This window comes from Bradyrhizobium sp. 155 (assembly GCF_023101105.1).
GTDB lineage: Bacteria > Pseudomonadota > Alphaproteobacteria > Rhizobiales > Xanthobacteraceae > Bradyrhizobium > Bradyrhizobium canariense_D.
The window spans coordinates 102,052-119,328 of the sequence record NZ_CP064704.1 but is presented as its reverse complement, the minus strand read 5'-3'; the positions used below and the strand labels follow the sequence as shown (position 1 = coordinate 119,328).

Sequence of the window (17,277 nt, the reverse complement as noted above, 5' to 3'; positions counted from 1 at the left end):
ACGGCGCGCGTGTACTGAGCGAACAGCGAAAGCTTTATCGAAATGGTTGAATTCGCACTTCCGAAGAACTCCAAGATATCAGGCGGCAAGACCTGGCCGAAGCCCGCGGGCGCGACTGAGGTCCGTGAATTCCGCGTCTATCGCTGGAATCCGGACGACGGCAAGACTCCCAGCGTCGACACCTATTACGTCGACACCCATGATTGCGGGCCGATGGTGCTGGACGGCCTGATCTGGATCAAGAACAACATCGACCCGTCGCTGACCTTCCGCCGCTCCTGCCGCGAAGGCGTCTGCGGCTCCTGCGCGATGAACATCGACGGCCAGAACACCCTGGCCTGTACCCGCTCGATGCACGACGTGAAGGACGGCGCGGTGAAGATCAATCCGCTGCCGCACCAGCCTGTCGTGAAGGACCTCATCCCCGACCTCACCAATTTCTATGCACAATACGCTTCGGTCGAGCCGTGGCTAAAGACGACCTCGCCGACGCCGCAGAAGGAATGGAAGCAGAGCCACGAAGACCGCGAGAAGCTCGACGGCCTCTATGAATGCATCCTCTGCGCCTGCTGCTCGACCTCTTGCCCGAGCTATTGGTGGAACAGCGAGCGCTACCTCGGTCCCGCCGCGCTGCTCCAGGCCAACCGCTGGGTATCGGATTCGCGGGATGAGGCGACCGGCGAGCGGCTCGACAATCTCGAGGACCCGTTCCGCCTCTATCGCTGCCACACCATCATGAACTGCGCCAAGGCCTGCCCGAAGGGCCTCAACCCGGCGGAAGCCATCGCCGAGCTCAAGCTCAAGATGGTCGAGCGCCAGATCTAGGCGTCATTCATGCTGCGATCCCCGGCCGGAACGGCCGGGGCATTCTACGACGGGCAGGTGTTCGAGTAGATTTTGCCTGCACCCCTGCGCGCGCAAGCAGGCGGGTTGCAACCTCTGGTTCCCGCCACAAGCCGCTTCCTTCCCGGCGCGAAATTCAAGTAAGCTCTCCGGCGTGGGACCGGAGCGACCGTGCAGGGCGCACAACGCAATTCGCTGAGATTGCTGCAGTGGATGATGGCTGCGTCCCTGGCGCTGCCGATTGCGCTGTTCGCGATCGCCGCCTCGATCTCCTACACCTCGACGAAAGATATCGCCGACCGCGAGATCGAGCGCACCCTCGATGTCGCGCATGAGCATGCGCTCAAGGTGTTCGAGACCATCGACCGCAGCCTCGCCGAGATCAACGAGGTGGTGCGCGGCATGCCCGACGACATCATCCGCTCGCGCGAGCCGGCCCTGCACCGCCGCCTGAAGCAACTCTCCGATTCGCTGCCGCAGCTCAAATCGGCATGGATCTTCGATGCGGACGGAAAGTCGCTGGTCAACAGCCTGGCCTCGCCGCCGCCGGCGCAGAGCTTTGCGGACCGCGACTACTTTGCCGCCCATGTCGACCAGACCATCGGCAGCTACATCGGTGTTCCCCTGACGCCGCGCCAGCCCTATCAGGGCGCGCGCTTCTTCGGGGTCAGCCGCCGCCGCGGCTCCGACGACGGCAGCTTCATCGGCGTGATCCAGGCCTCTGTCCTCCCGGAATATTTCGAGAGCTTTTATGCCCGGATCGGCTCCGACCCTGGCAGCTTCCTCGCCATGGGACGCACCGACGGCGTGGTGCTGGCGCATCTTCCGCGGCTGGATCGCGACCTCAGGCTCGATCCTAACGGGCCGGTCGGCCGCAGCATCGCAGCTCACCCCGAGCATGGCCTCATCACCATTGCCTGGCCATGGGACGAGGTCGAGCGCCGCATCGGCTACCGACGCATCGCCGAATACCCGATCTATGTCAGCGCGGGGTTGGAGACCTCGGCGATCCGCGCGCGCTGGTTCGCCACCATGGGCCAGCATCTGGTGTTCGGCATTCCCGCCACCGCGCTGCTGTTTCTGCTGCTGGCGTTCGCGTTCCGGCGCACCCAGCATCTCCAGGCCGAGGCCGCCGCGCGGCGCGAAGCCGAGGAGGCGCTCAAGCACAGCCAGCGCCTTGAGGCGCTCGGCCAGCTCACCGGCGGCGTCGCGCACGACTTCAACAACCTCCTGACCGTGATTCGCGCCTCCGTTGACCTGCTGAACCGGCCGCAGCTGAGCGAGGAGCGGCGCCAGCGCTACATCACGGCCATCGCAGACGCGGTCGGGCGCGCAGCCAAGCTGACATCGCAGCTGCTCGCCTTCGCGCGCCGCCAGACCTTGAAGCCGGAGGTGTTCGACGTCGGCGCGCGGTTGCAGTCGCTGCACGACATGCTCGCGACGCTGCTCGGACCCGCGATCGAAATCGCGATGCGGCTGCCGGCCGAGCCCTGCCTCGTCAATGCCGATGCAAGCCAGTTCGAGACGGCGTTGATCAACATGGCGACCAATGCGCGCGATGCCATGCACGGCAAGGGCAGGATCGTCTTCAACGTCGAGGCCGCGGCGACCATTGCGGACACGCGGGCTCCCGTCTCGGGCAACCCTGATCTTTCAGGCGGCCGTGACCTTGCTGGCAAACACGGTTTCGTCGGCATTGCCGTCAGCGACACCGGCATCGGCATTCCGGCTACGCGGCTCGAGCGCATCTTCGAACCGTTCTTCACCACCAAGCAGATCGGCCACGGCACCGGTCTCGGCCTATCGCAGGTGTTCGGCTTCGCCCGGCAGTCCGGCGGCGAGGTGACAGTCACCAGCGAGGTCGGCCACGGCAGCACCTTCTCGCTCTACCTGCCGCGCGTGGCGCCGGATTTGCTGCCGCAGCGGCAGGCACCGAATACGGCCCCGGCCGTGGCCGGCAGCGGCATGTCGGTGCTGCTGGTCGAGGACAATATCGAACTCGCCAATTTCGCGGCCGACGGCCTCACCGAGCTCGGCTACAGCGTCACGCTGATCGACAACGCAACCGATGCACTCGCCGAGCTGGTCATGGATGCCGATCGCTTCGATGTCGTTTTCTCGGACATCGTGATGCCCGGCATGACCGGGCTCGATCTCGCGCAGGCGGTCCGCGACCGCGGCATCGGCGTGCCGGTCGTGCTGACCACCGGCTACAGCGAGGCGCTGTCCCAGGACGGCAAGGTCGATTTCGAGCTCGTGCAGAAGCCCTACGCGATCGATCAGCTATCGCGCGTGCTGCACCGGGTCGCGCGGCGCCGGGTGCGCGACGGCGCCGCCGAGTGAGCTGACGCCCGGAACCTACGGGAACCTTTTGATTTAGCTTGCGTTATCCGGCCATGCAAAAGCCGGTCAGAAAACGCGAATCGGGCAAGAAGCCGCCCATCGTCGAAATCATCGGCGAGACCGGCGGGGAAGTGGCTCCGCCGCCGCCCGAGCTGGTCGAGCCCGACCCGGAGCTGTCGCCTGAAGAGGCCGAGCAGGCCCGCAAGGACTATCTCCTCACCCGCTTCTGGATCAGCGCGCGCGGCTTCTGGGGCGGCAACGGCGACCGGCTTGCGTGGCTCTACTCCGTCGGCCTCGGCCTGCTGATCGTCCTCACCGTCGGCTTCCAATACGGCATCAATGTCTGGAATCGGGCGATCTTCGACGCGATCGAGAAGCGCGAGGCGTCCACCGTCTTCCATCTCACCGCGGTATTCTTCCCGCTCGCGATCGGCAGCATCGTGCTCGGCGTGGCACAAGTGTTCGCGCGCATGGGCATCCAGCGGCGCTGGCGGGCGTGGCTGACGGCAAGCGTGCTGACGCGCTGGCTTGGCAACGGCCGCTATTACCAGCTCAATCTCGTCAGCGGCGACCACAAGAATCCGGAATACCGGATCGCGGAGGATCTGCGCGTCGCGACCGATTCTCCGGTGGATTTTCTCGCCGGCGTGACGTCCGCGCTGCTGTCGGCCGTGACCTTCATCGTCGTGCTCTGGACGATCGGCGGCGCGCTCACCGTCACCCTTGCGGGATCGTCGGTGACCATTCCCGGCTTCCTGGTGATCGCCGCGATGCTCTATGCGGGAATCGCATCGGGCTCGATCCTGGTGATCGGCCGCCAATTCGTGCAGGTCTCCGAGGACAAGAACCAGGCTGAGGCCGATTTCCGCTACACGCTGACGCGCGTGCGCGAGAACGGCGAGAGCATCGCGCTGCTCGGCGGCGAGGAGGAGGAGCGCGACGGCATCGACCGCAATTTCACCAACGTGCTGCGGCAATGGGCGCGGCTCGCGGGTCAGCACATGCGCACCACGCTGGTGTCGCAGGGATCGAGCCTCGTTGCGCCGGTCGTGCCGCTTCTGCTGTGCGCGCCGAAATTCCTCGACGGCAGCATGACGCTGGGTCAGGTGATGCAGGCGGCTTCCGCCTTCACCATCGTGCAGAGCGCGTTCGGCTGGTTGGTCGACAATTATCCGCGGCTCGCCGACTGGAATGCCTGCGCTCGCCGCATCGCCTCGCTGATGATGTCGCTCGACGGCCTCGAGCGCGCCGAGCTGGGCGACGGCTTCGGCCGCATCAAGCGCGGCGAGACCAGCAATGACGCCATGCTGGAGCTGAAGGATCTCTCCGTCACGCTCGATGACGGCACCGCCGTGGTCGGCGAGACCGAGGTGGTGATCGAGCGTGGCGAGCGGCTGCTGGTGGCCGGCGAATCCGGCACCGGCAAGAGCACGCTGGTGCGCGCCATCGCCGGGCTCTGGCCATGGGGTGGCGGCAGCGTCAATTTCCATCCCGACCGGCGGCTGTTCATGCTGCCACAGCGACCCTACGTGCCGTCGGGCTCCTTGCGTCGTGCCGTCGCCTATCCCGGCGCGGAAGACGACTGGACGGTCGAGGAGATCGGCGAGGCCCTGCACAAGGTCGGCCTCGACCATCTCAAGGAGAAGATCGAGGAAGAAGCACCCTGGGACCAGACGCTGTCCGGCGGCGAGAAGCAGCGCCTCGCCTTCGCGCGGTTGTTGCTGCACAACCCGGATATCGTCGTGCTCGACGAGGCGACCTCGGCGCTCGACGAGAAGAGCCAGGACAAGATGATGAAGATGATCACCGACGAACTGCCGAAGGCCACCATCGTCAGCGTCGCGCATCGTGTCGAGCTGGAAGCCTTCCACAGCCGCAAGATCGTGCTGGAGCGCCGCAAGGGCGGCGCAAAACTCGTCAGCGATATCGACCTGATCCCGCGCAAGGGCAAGCGCAAGCTGCTCGGCCGCTTCCTGCGCCAGCGCAAGGCGCCGAAAAAGGCGGCGTGAGGGGCGGTCTCTTTTCTTCGTCGTCCCGGCGAAGGCCGGGACGACCCAGAGATTGTTGCCCGGATCGAGCGTTGGAGTCCCCGGCAAAACCGGCTATGCATGCGCCGCTTGCAACGAGGACTTTGACTTGGCGACCGATAATGCCCCTTCGTCCGCGCCGTTCGGCGCGTTTGCGCCGAACGCGGCGCAGGCCGCGATCATTCGCCTCGCGACACAATCGGGGCTGAAGCGCGGCGCGTTCCGGCCCTGGCTGTCGCGATTGGTGAACCTGCTGCGCGGTGGTCCCATCGACGTGCAATACCAGGGCGCATCGTTCCGCTTCTATCACCAGGGCAGCGCCACCGAGCGCGGCGCGCTGTTCAATCCCGATTACAATCTCGACGAGCTCGACTTCCTGCGCCAGCACACCCCGGAGGGCGGCGTGTTCGTCGACGTCGGCGCCAATGTCGGCACCTTCGCGCTGGTGATGGCGCGACAGGTCGGGCCATCAGGCAAAGTGATCGCCATCGAGCCGCATCCGATGACGTTTGGACGGCTGTCGTTCAACCAGGCCGCGTCGAAAGCGACGCAGGTGCGCCTGGTGCAGGCGGCCGCCGGCGACAGCGACGGCGAGCTGATGATCGAGAGCGGCGGCGACAATCTCGGTGCCACGCATGTCGTCACCGGCACGGCCAGCGCCGAGGCGATCAAGGTGCCCTCGCTGCGGTTGACGCGCATTCTCGGCGAGGCCGGCGTCACCAAGGTGGACGCGCTGAAGATCGACGTCGAGGGCTTCGAGGATCGCGTTTTGATCGGCTTCTTCCGCGACGCGCCGCAATTGCTATGGCCGCGCGCGGTGGTAATCGAGCATTTGTCGCAAAAGGAATGGCGGGACGATTGTATCGCCGACATGGTCGCGCGCGGTTTCGTGGTTGCGCGCAAGACGCGGAGCAATACGTTCCTGTCGCGCTGACGACGAACAACGGATGTTACGAATGATCGACCATATGGGCTTCCCGGTCTCCGACTATGAGCGCGCCAAGGCGTTCTACGCCAAGGCATTGGCGCCGCTCGGCTACAGCCTGATCATGGAGGTCACGCAGGAGCAGACCGGACACGATCCAGCCGCCGGCTTCGGCGCCGACGGCAAGCCGGATTTCTGGATCGGCGGCGAGGGCGCGCTGAACAAGCCGGTGCATGTCGCGATTCTGGCGAAGGACCGCGCCACGGTGGACGCGTTCTACAAGGCGGCGATTGCAGCGGGCGGGCGCGACAACGGGCCGCCGGGCATCCGGGCGCATTACCATCCGACCTATTACGGCGCCTTCGTGCTCGACCCTGATGGACACAACATCGAGGCGGTTTGCCACGCGCCGGAATAGATAAGTTCCATCCTTCGGCCGGAACCTCGTTCCGCGCGCGCCGTTGTCGTCCCTTGCAAGAAGGAGCACGACATGGCCAACGACAATGCCCGCGACGTCGACCGCGTATGGGATCTGATGAAGACGATCGGATTCGCGATGCTGGTGACGCGCGATGGCGACAAGCTCCGCGCGCGGCCGATGAGCGCCTATCTCGACCGCAACGCGAACACGATTTATTTCCTCACCGACGCGCGGCGTCACAAGGACGAGGAGATCGCGCGCAATCCGTCCATCAACCTGTCGTTCGCAGATGCCGGCAGCCAGAAATACGTGTCGCTGACGGGCACCGCAATGATCTCCAATGACCGTGCCAAGATCAAGGAGCTGTTCTCGACGCCGGCCAAGGCGTGGTGGGACTCTGCGGAAGATCCGAACATCCGCGTGCTCAAGGTCACGCCTGACGATGCCGAGTTCTGGGACTCGCCCGGCACCGTGATTTCCTATGTGAAGATGGCGGCCGCGGCGGTGACGAACACGCGCCCCGATCTCGGCGACAACCGCAAGGTCTCTATGTAATGCCGATCGAGCCGCCCGAGATACCGCCGTCGACGCCCGGTACGCCCACCGAACCGCCGCCGGGGATTCCGCCGAGCAATCCGCAGCCTGAAATCGCACCGCCGGTGCGCGAGCCCGGCTCGCCAGCGCCGCCCGACGAATTGCCGGGCCGCATGCCTGAAGAGATTCCATCACGCGGACCGAACGGACCGCTCACGCCGAATCCCGCGACGGATGCAAGTCCGCCGCGGGATCGCGCATGAGGCGACGCATCAGATCCGAGGCAATTGCAACCTGCGTCTGAATGCGCAATGAACGTCACCATAGTGAGGTGATTTGCGTGCAGAAATAAATCGGGCCGCGTCCGCTTCGTCCGCCACAATCCGGCCTAACGCGTAGCTGTTCATCCGAACACTTCGTCAAAGAACCTTCCGGGGAAGTTCACCACATGACCAACCTTCGTTTCGTGCTGCTTGCCACCACGGCTCTGACCGCGATGCAATTCGCAAGCTCCGCATCGCATGCACAAGGCGCGCCGCCGCTTGTCGTCGCGCAGGCGCAGCCACAAGAGACCGGCCCTGACGGAAAACCGAAGCAGCCGCCGAAGGGACCACCAGCGGCCGCGGCGCCCGCGCGCCCGGCCGCACCGCCGCCCGCAGCTGCACCTCCCCATCCGCCGGCAGCGCCTCCGCCGGCTGCGGCACCGCCGCGCCCAGCAGCGCCGCCACCGCCCCCGCCACCACCTGCGGCCCGTCCGGCACCGCCGCCGCCGCCGCCGCCACCTGTGGCCCGTCCGGCACCGCCGCCGCCCCCACCGCCGCCCGCCGCCCCGAAGCAACCTGCGCCGCCCCCGGCTGCGGCTCCGCAACAGCACGCGCCGACACCGCCGCCTCCGGCACCGCCTTCCGCGCGCCCGGCTCCCCCGCCGCCAGCACCGCCGTCCGCCGCGGCTCCGCAGCACGCACCGACGCCGCCTGCGGCAGCAACTCCGCAGGGACGCCCAGCGCCGGCGCCCACGGCAACACCGTCGCCTGCGCCGGCCGCTCCGACCGCGCGACCGGGTGCTCCGGCTGCACCTGCAGCCACACCGTCACCGACGGCGACTCCTGCGCCGACCGCGACGCCGGCTCCAGGCAGCACGCCGGGCACGCCGCCGACTGGCCGCCCCGGTACGCCGCCTCCCGGCGGACGTCCTGGTGCGCCCCCGGCTGCAGGGTCACCTGCTCCAGGCGCCACGCCCGCGCCGACGGCCACGCCGACTCCCGGTGGCACTCCGACGCCGCCGCCCGGCCGTCCAGGTTCGCCTCCTGCGCCTAGTGCAACTCCGGCTCCGACAACGACGCCGGCCCCCGGTGGCGCCGTGACACCGCCCCCTGGACGCCAGGGTGGTGCGCCTCCTGCTGGTGCACCCGCTGCCGGAGCTCCGCCGACCCAGCCGCAGGCAGGCGCCCCGCCCCGGCCGCCGGCTCCCCCCGCCGGCGCCGCTGCACCGAGCACCGTGCCGGGCTCGGCGGCTGCGACCCCGCCGCCCAACAGGGCGCAATACGCGGCGCCCACGGTTGCGCCGGCGTTCCGCGCCGCGCCCACGACGACCACGCCCCTGCCGCCACCGCCGCGTCCGCCGCAGCGTGACCTGACGCCGCTCGCGATCGGTGCAGGTGTCGTCGCCGGTGCCGTGATCGGCGCCACCATCGCCGACTACCGCAACCAGCGCCGCGAGTCGGTCGAAGGCGGCCGCACCGTCTACACCGAGCCGGACCGCATCATCATCCGCGATCCGGGTGGGCAGACCTACGTCCGCGGCAACGATCTCTATCGCTTCCGCTATGGCGCCCGCGACATCCGCACCGAAACTGTCGGCGCCGATACCCGCACCGTGGTGATCCGTCCCGACGGCAGCGAGATCATTACCGTTGTAGGTCAGGACGGTCGGCTGCTGCGGCGAATCCGCAGGGACCCGGCCGGGCGCGAGCTCGTCATCATCGACAACAGCTACCGCGATCCGCAGTCGGTCGGCGGTTTCTATGTCGACGCGCCGCCGCCCGTCGTCAACATGCCCTACGATCGCTATATCGTCGACGCCCAGGAGGCCTCGCCGGACGTGATCTACGAGACGATGGTGGCGCCGCCGGTGCAGCGGATCAACCGTCGCTACACGCTCGACGAGATCCGCTACAGCCCGAATGTTCGCATGCAAATGCCGAGCATCGACCTCAACACGATCAACTTCGAGACCGGATCGTGGACCATCCCACCGGACCAGGCGGCGAAGCTGCAGTCGATCGCGGACGGTCTCAACCGTGCGATCCAGGCCAACCCGCGCGTGGTGTTCCTGATCGAAGGTCACACCGACGCGGTCGGCAACGACGTCGACAATTTGTCATTGTCGGACCGTCGTGCGCAGTCCGCGGCCGAATTGCTGACCCAGCAATTCGGTGTGCCGTCTGAAAACCTGACGTCGCAAGGCTATGGCGAGCAGTACCTGAAGGAGCAGACGCAAGGACCGAGCGCGATCAACCGGCGCGTCACCGTCCGCAACATCACGCCGTTGCTCAACGGCGGCCAGGCCTCGCTGCCGCCGCCCCCGCCCGGCACCGCGCCGCCGCGCTGAGGCGACACACAAATGCAAAATGGCCGGGAGCAATCCCGGCCATTTTTTGTTTTGTTTCGTAGCCCGGATGGAGCGTGTCAGCTCTTGTCGCTCTCCAGCCGGAAGATCTGCGAGCCTTCGCTGCCCGAGAGCAGGCCCGTGTCGCTGTAGAGCTTCAGCTTGGCGCGGGTATCGTTGATGTCGAGGTTGCGCATGGTGAGCTGACCGATGCGATCGGCCGGCGTGAACGCCGCGTCCTCGACCTTCTCCATGCTGAGCCGCTCCGGCGCATAGGTGAGGTTCGGGCTTTCGGTGTTGAGGATCGAGTAGTCGTTGCCACGGCGCAGCTCGAGCGAGACCTCGCCGGTGACGGCGCGCGCGACCCAGCGCTGCGCGGTCTCGCGCAACATCAGGGCCTGCGAATCGAACCAGCGGCCCTGGTAGAGCAGGCGTCCGAGGCGCATGCCGCTGATGCGGTACTGCTCGATGGTGTCTTCGTTGTGGATGCCGGTGACGAGGCGCTCATAGGCGATGTGCAGCAGCGCCATACCGGGCGCTTCATAGATGCCGCGGCTCTTGGCCTCGATGATGCGGTTCTCGATCTGGTCGCTCATGCCGAGGCCGTGGCGGCCGCCGATGGCGTTAGCTTCGAGGAACAGCGCGACGGGATCAGAGAAGGTCTGGCCGTTCAGCGCGACCGGCTGGCCTTCCTCGAAACGCACCACAACCTTCTCGGCCTTGACGTTGCAGTCGTCACGCCAGAACGGCACGCCCATGATCGGGTTGACGATCTTGATGCCGCTGTCGAGACTTTCAAGATCCTTGGCCTCGTGCGTCGCGCCGAGCAGATTGCTGTCGGTCGAATACGCCTTCTCGGCGCTCATCTTGTAGGCAAAGCCCTGCGCCGTCATGAACGCCGACATCTCGGCGCGGCCGCCGAGCTCGTCAATGAACTGCTGGTCGAGCCAGGGCTTGTAGATGCGCAGGCCCGGATTGGTCAGGAGGCCGTAGCGATAGAAGCGCTCGATGTCGTTGCCCTTGAAGGTCGAGCCGTCGCCCCAGATGTTGACGCCGTCCTCCTTCATCGCCGCGACCAGCATCGTGCCGGTGACGGCGCGCCCGAGCGGCGTGGTGTTGAAATAGGTGATGCCGCCGGTCGAGATATGAAAGGCGCCGGACTGGATAGCGGCGATGCCTTCGTGGACGAGCTGCGTGCGGCAATCGACCAGCAGCGCTTTCTCCGCGCCGAACTCCATCGCCTTGCGCGGGATCTCGTTGTAATCGGCCTCATCCGGCTGGCCGAGATTGGCGGTATAGGCGTAGCAGCGCGCGCCCTTCTGCTTCATCCAGAGCAGCGCCGCGCTGGTATCGAGGCCGCCCGAAAAAGCGATGCCGACTTTCTCCCCCTTGGGCAGGCTTTTCAGGATCGTGGTCATGGGGCTTCCAATCGGTCTCGAAGGGCTGATGTCGTTTCACGGGTTGACCGCGCGAATATCAAATTTCGCGGGGCTCGGCACCCCTTTAATGGCTCAAACTGACGGCTCGGCACCCGTCTTGCGTCCGAACAGGCGCTGGCGGAGCCGGTAAGCGGGCATGTTCAGCCGAGTCAGGGCGGCATCGACCGCCTCGTCGGAAAACCGGGTCCGCGGCCAGCGGTAAATCAGCGCGTAGGCAAACCAGATCACGACGAAGGTGACGAGGCCGGCGATCGACACGTCGGTGAAGAAATGGCCGCCAAAGGCCATCCGCAGCCCGCTGGTCACGAGGCCGAACACCACGGCTCCGGCATAAGCGAGCGGTCGCCACGCCGGCGGTGCCAGTGCGGCCGGCGCCAGCGTCCAGAACGCGGTCGCGCCCTCGCCCGAGAAGAACGAGCAGTTGCGCGCGCAGCCCCCGCGCGGATCCCACCACGGCACGAATTGCTGGTCGCCGGCGAACTGCGTCACCACCACCGGGCGCGGCCGGCCCCAATAGGACTTGAAGGCGAGATTGGTGAGGATGCCGGCCGACATGATGATCGTGACCAGCAGGAAGACGATCGCGCGACCGGATACCATCAGCGGGCGGTCGGGCCGGACCATCTTGACCACGAGCGCGATCAGCGCAGGCAGCACGAACGCCCAGGCGACCCACATCGCGGCGTCGCGCGCGAAGCCGGCCCAACCGTTCAGCTTGAGCGGAAACGTTTTCGTCTCAGGGTCGAAGAACAGCGCGGCGAGCTTGAGATCAAGCTCGGGATAGAGGCCGAAAACGACGCCGATCACGAGCCACAGCGCCAGGGCGATGAAGAGTCCAGTCCGGTTCATGGCGCGCGGTTTAGCCCAGTGGGAAAGGGATGAAAACCCCGTGACAAGTCAGAAAGTCACCGCGCATCCGGCCGCGAATTCGACGGCAGCGGCGGAGGCGGTTGGCGCGCAGGCGGCGGATTGCGCCAAGCGCCGGCATTGCGGCCGGCGATCAGCCAGTAGACGACGCCGGCGACGATGCCCGCGCCGGTCATGATCTCCAGATGCCGCCGCACAATGCCTTCGAATTGCAGCGTGTCGGAATGAAACGGGACCAGGCCGAGATAGCAGGCGAGCCCCACGACGCCTCCGCCCACGGCATAGGCGAGCGCGCTGCGGATGTAGAGCGCCTCGGTGATCGCCACGATCACCGCCGCCGGCACCAGCGCAAAGCCCGAGACGAAGATGAAGCCGAACCCGAGCAGGATATCGATCGTGCCCTGATCGACGGGACCGGCGCCGAGATCGGCGAACTCCGGAAACAACAGCGCGACGACAACGATCATGCCGCCGACGAAACAGGCGGCGAGGAAGCCGATGAAGATGACGACGAGGCGGCCGATCAGGGACATGATGGGAACGAATTGGTGACTGACGGCGTCGCCACATCCACAATCGTCATGCCCGGGCTTGACCCGGGCATCCACGACTTGCTCTCTCGTGGCTCGACGTGGATGGCCGGGTCAAGCCCGGCCATGACGGGCGTTGAGAGCGTCGCCATCATCAATATCAATCCGTCATCGCCATGGCCCGCAGCGTCTGGCGTTCACGGGCCGAGAGCTTTTCCGTCTCCGACTTGAGCTGGCCGCAGGCGGCGAGGATGTCGCGGCCGCGCGGAGTGCGCACCGGCGAGGAATAGCCGGCGTTGAAGACGTATTCGGAGAATTTTTCGATCTGGTCCCAGTCCGAGCACTCATAGGCGGTGCCGGGCCAGGGGTTGAACGGGATCAGATTGATCTTGGCGTGAATGCCCTTGAGCATCTTCACCAGCAGCTTGGCATCGTCGAGCGAATCGTTGACGCCCTTGAGCATCACATATTCGAAGGTGATGCGGCGCGCGTTCGAGGCGCCGGGATAGTCGCGGCAGGCCTGCAGCAATTCCTTGATCGGATATTTGCGGTTGAGCGGCACCAGCTCGTTACGCAGCTCGTCGCGCACCGCATGCAGCGAGATCGCGAGCATCACTCCAATCTCCTCGCCCGCGCGCACGATATTCGGGACCACACCCGAGGTCGACAGCGTGATGCGGCGGCGGGAGATGCCGATGCCTTCGTTGTCGCCGACGATCAGCAGCGCGTCGCGCACCGCGTCGAAATTGTAGAGCGGCTCGCCCATGCCCATCATCACGATGTTGGTGACGCGGCGCGTACCGTCTTCGCGATCGGCCCAATCATTCAGACGATCGCGCGCCACCATCACCTGTCCGACGATCTCCCCGGCGGTGAGATTGCGCACCAGGCGCTGCGTGCCGGTGTGGCAGAACGAGCAGTTCAGCGTGCAGCCGACCTGGGAGGACACACACAACGTGCCGCGATCGGTTTCGGGGATGTAGACGCACTCGACTTCATGCGCCCGCTCGACATTGTCGCCGCTCGGCAGCCGCAGCAGCCATTTGCGGGTGCCGTCGTTGGAGATCTGCTCGGCCACGACTTCGGGCCGGTCGACGGTGAAATGTTGCGCGAGCTCGGCACGAATGCCCTTCGAGACCGACGTCATCTCTTCGAAATTCTGGGCGCCACGGAAATACATCCAGTGCCACAGCTGCTGCACGCGCATCTTGCGCTGCGCCGGTGCAACGCCGATCTCGCCGAGGCGATCGGCAAGCTCGGTGCGCGACAGGCCGATCAGCGAGGGCCTCGCCGGCGGCACATAGGTCTCGAGCGGAGTCTTCTCCACCAGTGTTGCGTTGTGCGGCTCGGTCGTCGGTTGCATGGAATGGCCTGATTTAGGTGGTCGTTCTGGGATGGTCCAAAGGACTAAACCCGGAACCTCGAGATTCCGAGTTCGATGCTACGCATCGCCCCGGAATGACGGGAGAAAATCTGGAACGCGCCCTATATAGCAACCGGAACGGCCGATTGCGACCTTATCGACCGCAGGCTTAACGCCTGCAATCCTGCGCGATCTTGTCGAGCGCCTGGGCAAGGCCCTTCAGCGAAAAGGTGTCGGTGGTCTCGGTCCCCTTGGACGACATGCCCTTGACCACGAGATCGGCGGATTTGCGCATGGCCTCGACCATCCGCTCTTCCTCGGCCGCGTTCTTGATCCAGAGACCGTCGCCCTGCGAGTACATGGCGAAAGCGGCGCCGCCCACCTCGACCGAGGATTCAGAGCCCGGCTTCAGCGCATAGCCGATCATGACCGAGACTTCGTTATTGACCTTCTCCGCCGGGCGGGTGGAGACGAAGGCATAGGCAGGATCGCGCGGCCGATTCGGCGGGTTGGTCTTCGACGACGACGGCTTGGCCAGCGCGAAGCAGACCTTTTTGCCGTTGGGCGCGGCCGAATAGGCGCCCCAGGTGCCGAACTGACCGATCAGGGTTGGCTCCGCGCCGCCGGCAACCGCCGCGTGCGGGGCCGCCGGCTTGCTCTCGGGCTTTGCAGCCGTCTTTCCGGTCGTATTGGCCGCCGGCGCGGCCGGTTTCGGCGCGGCCTCTTTCGGTGCAGTCTTGGGCGCAGGCTGCGCCGTCTGCGCCCGCGCGGAATCGATGATTCCACAGGCCGCCACGCCCGTCATCAAAGCTAAAATCAGCACCCGCCACATGCTGGAGTGGTTCCCTCAATATTGTGACTGGAAGATGGCCCGGTCGCGCATTGTCCCCGGGGCAGGGATAGCCGGGAAAGTCCAATTTGGGAAGGCAGTTAGCGAAGGTCGCGGCGACTAGGCCCTGGATCGCGCCGCGCGTTGCTCCGCCCATTGCGCATCGGTCCAGCGCAACAAATCCTCGACGCCGGAGCTGCGCAAATGCGCGCCACCGTCGATCACCACCATCTCGCCGTTGATGTAGCCGGCACGGTCGGAGACTAGGAAGCTGGCGAGGTCGGCAAGCTCGGGGTGCTCGCCGGCTCGTCCCATCGGGTTGCGCGCGGCCCACCCTTCGTCGCGACCCTCGGGGCGGAGCTGGCCCGAGGCGCCGGCGGTCGGGAACGGTCCCGGCGCGATCGCGACGGTGCGGATTCCCTTCGGGCCCCATTCCACGGCGAGACTTTTGGTCATCGCCAACACGGCCGACTTCGCCATCGCCGACGGCACGGTGAAGGCGCGACCGGTGATGGTCGAGGTCGAGAGGATCGAGAGCACGACGCCGCCATGCTTGCCGTCGATCCAGCGCTTGCCGGCGGCAAGCGTGCAATACATCGCACCATGCAGGGTCGGCGCGAGAATCGCATCCGCGGCGCGGAATGAGAGATGCTCACTCTGCGCGATGAAAGTCGCAGCCGCATTGTTGACGAGAATATCGAGCGGCGCCCCGCGCCAGATCGCGTCCATCATGCTCTCGACGGCGGTGCCGTCTCGGATATCGCAGGCGATCGTGGTGACCTTGCCGCCGTTCTCTTCGCGCATCTTGCTCGCCGCCGCCTCGAGCCGATCGAGCTTGCGGCCGCAGATCACGAGCTCGGCGCCGAGCGCGAGGAAACGGTGCGCCATTGCAGCACCGAGGCCCGAACCGCCGCCGGTGACGAGGATGCGCTTGTCCTTGAGCAGGCCTGTTTCAAACATGGTTTGAATCCTTCTTGTTTCGTCGTTGCGCGCGCAGCGGGAAACCGTACCGCGGAAATAGGCTTCGCTACGCTCCCAATGACGGGAGGATAGGCTCCTGCGTTCCAACTGACAAAGAAACCGGATTGTCGCCCGCACCTAAATCCGGCAGAAACGGGCAAACTATAAATCCACTCGAAACGCCCAGTACTTCACTTCTCAAGAAGGTGCCGCCATGAAAGCCATCCTCTGCTCGCAATATTGCCAGCCCGACGATCTCGTTCTGGCCGACGTGCCGGATCCGGTGGCCGGTCCCGGCGAAGCCGTGATCGCGATCAAGGCTGCGGCGCTGAACTTCTTCGACATCCTGATGATTCAAGGCAAGTACCAGATCAAGCCGCCATTCCCGTTCTCGCCGGCCGCCGAAGTGGCTGGGGTGATCGAGAGCATCGGTCCCGGCGTGACTGATCTGAAGATCGGCGATCGCGTCGTCGCCTCCTGCGGCCACAACGGCGCGCGCGAAAAGATCGCGCTGCCGGCGGCATCGATCGTGAAGATCCCCGACAATCTCGATTATGACCGCGCGGCCGGCATCATCATCATCTACGGCACCGCGCTGCATGCGCTGGAAGATCGCGCGAGCCCGAAGCCGGGCGAGACGCTCGCGGTGCTCGGCGCCGCCGGCGGCACCGGACTTGCCGCGTGCGAGCTCGGCAAGCTGATGGGCCTGAAGGTGATCGCCTGCGCCTCGTCGGACGAGAAGCTCGAATTCGCGAAGGCGCACGGCGCAGAACTCGCGCTCAATTACGGCAAGGAAGATTTGAAGGAAGGCCTGCGAAAGCTTACGGGCGGCAAGGGCGTCGACATCATCTTCGATCCGGTTGGTGGCACCTATGCCGAGCAGGCCCTGCGCTCGATTGCCTGGGAAGGCCGCTTCCTCGTGATCGGCTTCGCCGCCGGCGACATTCCGAAGATGCCGCTGAACCTCGCGCTGCTGAAGGGCTGCGATATCCGCGGCGTGTTCTGGGGCGCCTGGACCCGGCTCAACCCGGAAAAGAACCGCGCCAATCTCGAGAAGCTCGTGAAGTGGACAGCGGAAGGAAAGATCTCCTCGCATGTCGATCGCGTCTTCCCGCTGGCGCAGACGGCGGATGCGCTCAAGGTGCTCGCCGGACGCCAGGCGATGGGCAAAGTGATCCTGCATCCGTGAGGCTATGCGGCACGACGTGTGTCGGTACGGCCGCTCGCCACGAGCTCAACTGTCATCGCCCGGCTTGACCGGGCGACCAGTACTCCGAGACGTCAGTCATTGAATCGAGAAGCCGCGGCGTACTGGTTTCCCGCCTTCGCGGGGAATGACCGCGAGCGCGGGACAGGCAGTGTCCGCGCCGCCGCCGGGTCAATCCCCGTCAACCATTGTCGACAAAATTGCGGGGCATTCCTCCGCCTCGCCTCAATCAAACCCAAATATCTCCCGATTCGCGCAAGCCGCCGACGTTTTTTGGGCTGATTCAGACGGCGATTTACCGGCTCCAGTTTGCGGGGCATTTCTGGACAACAACAAAAAGACTGAAGCCGGGATGCCCCAGCGTTGCGTTAGTAGTGGGGA

General features: G+C 65.8%; 15 protein-coding genes. 9 read left to right on the top strand and 6 right to left on the bottom strand.

Annotation, left to right across the window (positions count from 1 at the left end):
• Window positions 1–42: 42 nt before the first annotated feature.
• The 8 genes from sdhB (at window position 43) to IVA93_RS00540 (ending at window position 9,704) form a co-directional block, all read left to right on the top strand.
• On the top strand, window positions 43–825 hold the full coding sequence (gene sdhB / locus IVA93_RS00575; RefSeq protein ID WP_018459776.1) for a succinate dehydrogenase iron-sulfur subunit: 783 nt from the start codon (window positions 43–45) through the stop codon (window positions 823–825).
• A 189-nt stretch (window positions 826–1,014) separates the two neighbouring features.
• Window positions 1,015–3,186 carry a hybrid sensor histidine kinase/response regulator family protein gene (locus IVA93_RS00570; RefSeq protein ID WP_247295784.1) on the top strand — a complete coding sequence of 724 codons (2,172 nt, stop codon included), beginning with the start codon at window positions 1,015–1,017 and terminating at the stop codon, window positions 3,184–3,186.
• A 53-nt stretch (window positions 3,187–3,239) separates the two neighbouring features.
• Window positions 3,240–5,195: an ABC transporter ATP-binding protein/permease gene (locus tag IVA93_RS00565; protein WP_026233875.1), complete on the top strand. Its 1,956-nt coding sequence runs from the start codon at window positions 3,240–3,242 to the stop codon at window positions 5,193–5,195.
• Window positions 5,196–5,322: 127 nt separating this feature from the next.
• A complete protein-coding gene (locus IVA93_RS00560; protein ID WP_018459774.1) occupies window positions 5,323–6,147 on the top strand; it encodes an FkbM family methyltransferase in 825 nt (274 codons plus the stop codon).
• A gap of 22 nt (window positions 6,148–6,169) precedes the next feature.
• Window positions 6,170–6,556, top strand: a complete 387-nt coding sequence (locus IVA93_RS00555; RefSeq protein ID WP_007598770.1) for a VOC family protein — start codon at window positions 6,170–6,172, stop codon at window positions 6,554–6,556.
• 72 nt (window positions 6,557–6,628) lie between these two features.
• The gene (locus IVA93_RS00550) at window positions 6,629–7,114 is read left to right on the top strand and encodes a pyridoxamine 5'-phosphate oxidase family protein (protein WP_018459773.1); all 486 of its coding nucleotides are present in this window, start codon (window positions 6,629–6,631) and stop codon (window positions 7,112–7,114) included.
• Window positions 7,114–7,356, top strand: coding sequence for a hypothetical protein (locus tag IVA93_RS00545; RefSeq protein WP_018459772.1), 243 nt, complete (start codon window positions 7,114–7,116; stop codon window positions 7,354–7,356). The genes IVA93_RS00550 and IVA93_RS00545 overlap by 1 nt, the downstream gene beginning before the upstream one ends.
• 185 nt (window positions 7,357–7,541) lie before the next feature.
• Window positions 7,542–9,704: an OmpA family protein gene (locus tag IVA93_RS00540; protein ID WP_026233874.1), complete on the top strand. Its 2,163-nt coding sequence runs from the start codon at window positions 7,542–7,544 to the stop codon at window positions 9,702–9,704.
• Window positions 9,705–9,781: 77 nt separating this feature from the next.
• On the opposite strand, the gene argG is transcribed toward IVA93_RS00540, so the two are convergent.
• The 6 genes from argG to IVA93_RS00510 all read right to left on the bottom strand — a co-directional run bounded on the left by argG (window position 9,782) and on the right by IVA93_RS00510 (window position 15,689).
• The gene (gene argG, locus IVA93_RS00535; protein ID WP_018459769.1) at window positions 9,782–11,119 is read right to left on the bottom strand and encodes an argininosuccinate synthase; all 1,338 of its coding nucleotides are present in this window, start codon (window positions 11,117–11,119) and stop codon (window positions 9,782–9,784) included.
• A 93-nt stretch (window positions 11,120–11,212) separates the two neighbouring features.
• Window positions 11,213–11,989, bottom strand: coding sequence for a phosphatase PAP2 family protein (locus IVA93_RS00530; protein ID WP_018459768.1), 777 nt, complete (start codon window positions 11,987–11,989; stop codon window positions 11,213–11,215).
• Between the two features lie 56 nt (window positions 11,990–12,045).
• Window positions 12,046–12,540: a hypothetical protein gene (locus IVA93_RS00525; RefSeq protein ID WP_018459767.1), complete on the bottom strand. Its 495-nt coding sequence runs from the start codon at window positions 12,538–12,540 to the stop codon at window positions 12,046–12,048.
• A gap of 157 nt (window positions 12,541–12,697) precedes the next feature.
• Entirely contained in the window at window positions 12,698–13,900 is a 1,203-nt protein-coding gene (rlmN, locus tag IVA93_RS00520) for a dual-specificity RNA methyltransferase RlmN (RefSeq protein WP_018459766.1), read from the bottom strand.
• Window positions 13,901–14,069: 169 nt separating this feature from the next.
• Window positions 14,070–14,732: an invasion associated locus B family protein gene (locus IVA93_RS00515; protein WP_018459765.1), complete on the bottom strand. Its 663-nt coding sequence runs from the start codon at window positions 14,730–14,732 to the stop codon at window positions 14,070–14,072.
• Between the two features lie 117 nt (window positions 14,733–14,849).
• Complete coding sequence (locus IVA93_RS00510; protein ID WP_018459763.1) at window positions 14,850–15,689, bottom strand: SDR family oxidoreductase; 840 nt, start codon at window positions 15,687–15,689, stop codon at window positions 14,850–14,852.
• A 214-nt stretch (window positions 15,690–15,903) separates the two neighbouring features.
• Here IVA93_RS00510 and IVA93_RS00505 point away from each other — a divergent pair, with 214 nt between their 5' ends.
• Entirely contained in the window at window positions 15,904–16,878 is a 975-nt protein-coding gene (locus IVA93_RS00505) for an NADPH:quinone oxidoreductase family protein (RefSeq protein WP_018459762.1), read from the top strand.
• Window positions 16,879–17,277 lie beyond the last annotated feature (399 nt).

Bases quoted from the DNA above. Each gene is read 5' to 3' on its own strand.
- sdhB (WP_018459776.1), top strand. From the start codon at position 43: ATGGTTGAATTCGCACTTCCGAAGAACTCCAAGATATCAGGCGGCAAG.
- IVA93_RS00565 (WP_026233875.1), top strand. From the start codon at position 3,240: ATGCAAAAGCCGGTCAGAAAACGCGAATCGGGCAAGAAGCCGCCCATC.
- IVA93_RS00555 (WP_007598770.1), top strand. From the start codon at position 6,170: ATGATCGACCATATGGGCTTCCCGGTCTCCGACTATGAGCGCGCCAAG.
- IVA93_RS00550 (WP_018459773.1), top strand. From the start codon at position 6,629: ATGGCCAACGACAATGCCCGCGACGTCGACCGCGTATGGGATCTGATG.
- IVA93_RS00545 (WP_018459772.1), top strand. From the start codon at position 7,114: ATGCCGATCGAGCCGCCCGAGATACCGCCGTCGACGCCCGGTACGCCC.
- IVA93_RS00540 (WP_026233874.1), top strand. From the start codon at position 7,542: ATGACCAACCTTCGTTTCGTGCTGCTTGCCACCACGGCTCTGACCGCG.
- argG (WP_018459769.1), bottom strand. From the start codon at position 11,119: ATGACCACGATCCTGAAAAGCCTGCCCAAGGGGGAGAAAGTCGGCATC.
- IVA93_RS00530 (WP_018459768.1), bottom strand. From the start codon at position 11,989: ATGAACCGGACTGGACTCTTCATCGCCCTGGCGCTGTGGCTCGTGATC.
- IVA93_RS00525 (WP_018459767.1), bottom strand. From the start codon at position 12,540: ATGTCCCTGATCGGCCGCCTCGTCGTCATCTTCATCGGCTTCCTCGCC.
- rlmN (WP_018459766.1), bottom strand. From the start codon at position 13,900: ATGCAACCGACGACCGAGCCGCACAACGCAACACTGGTGGAGAAGACT.
- IVA93_RS00515 (WP_018459765.1), bottom strand. From the start codon at position 14,732: ATGTGGCGGGTGCTGATTTTAGCTTTGATGACGGGCGTGGCGGCCTGT.
- IVA93_RS00510 (WP_018459763.1), bottom strand. From the start codon at position 15,689: ATGTTTGAAACAGGCCTGCTCAAGGACAAGCGCATCCTCGTCACCGGC.
- IVA93_RS00505 (WP_018459762.1), top strand. From the start codon at position 15,904: ATGAAAGCCATCCTCTGCTCGCAATATTGCCAGCCCGACGATCTCGTT.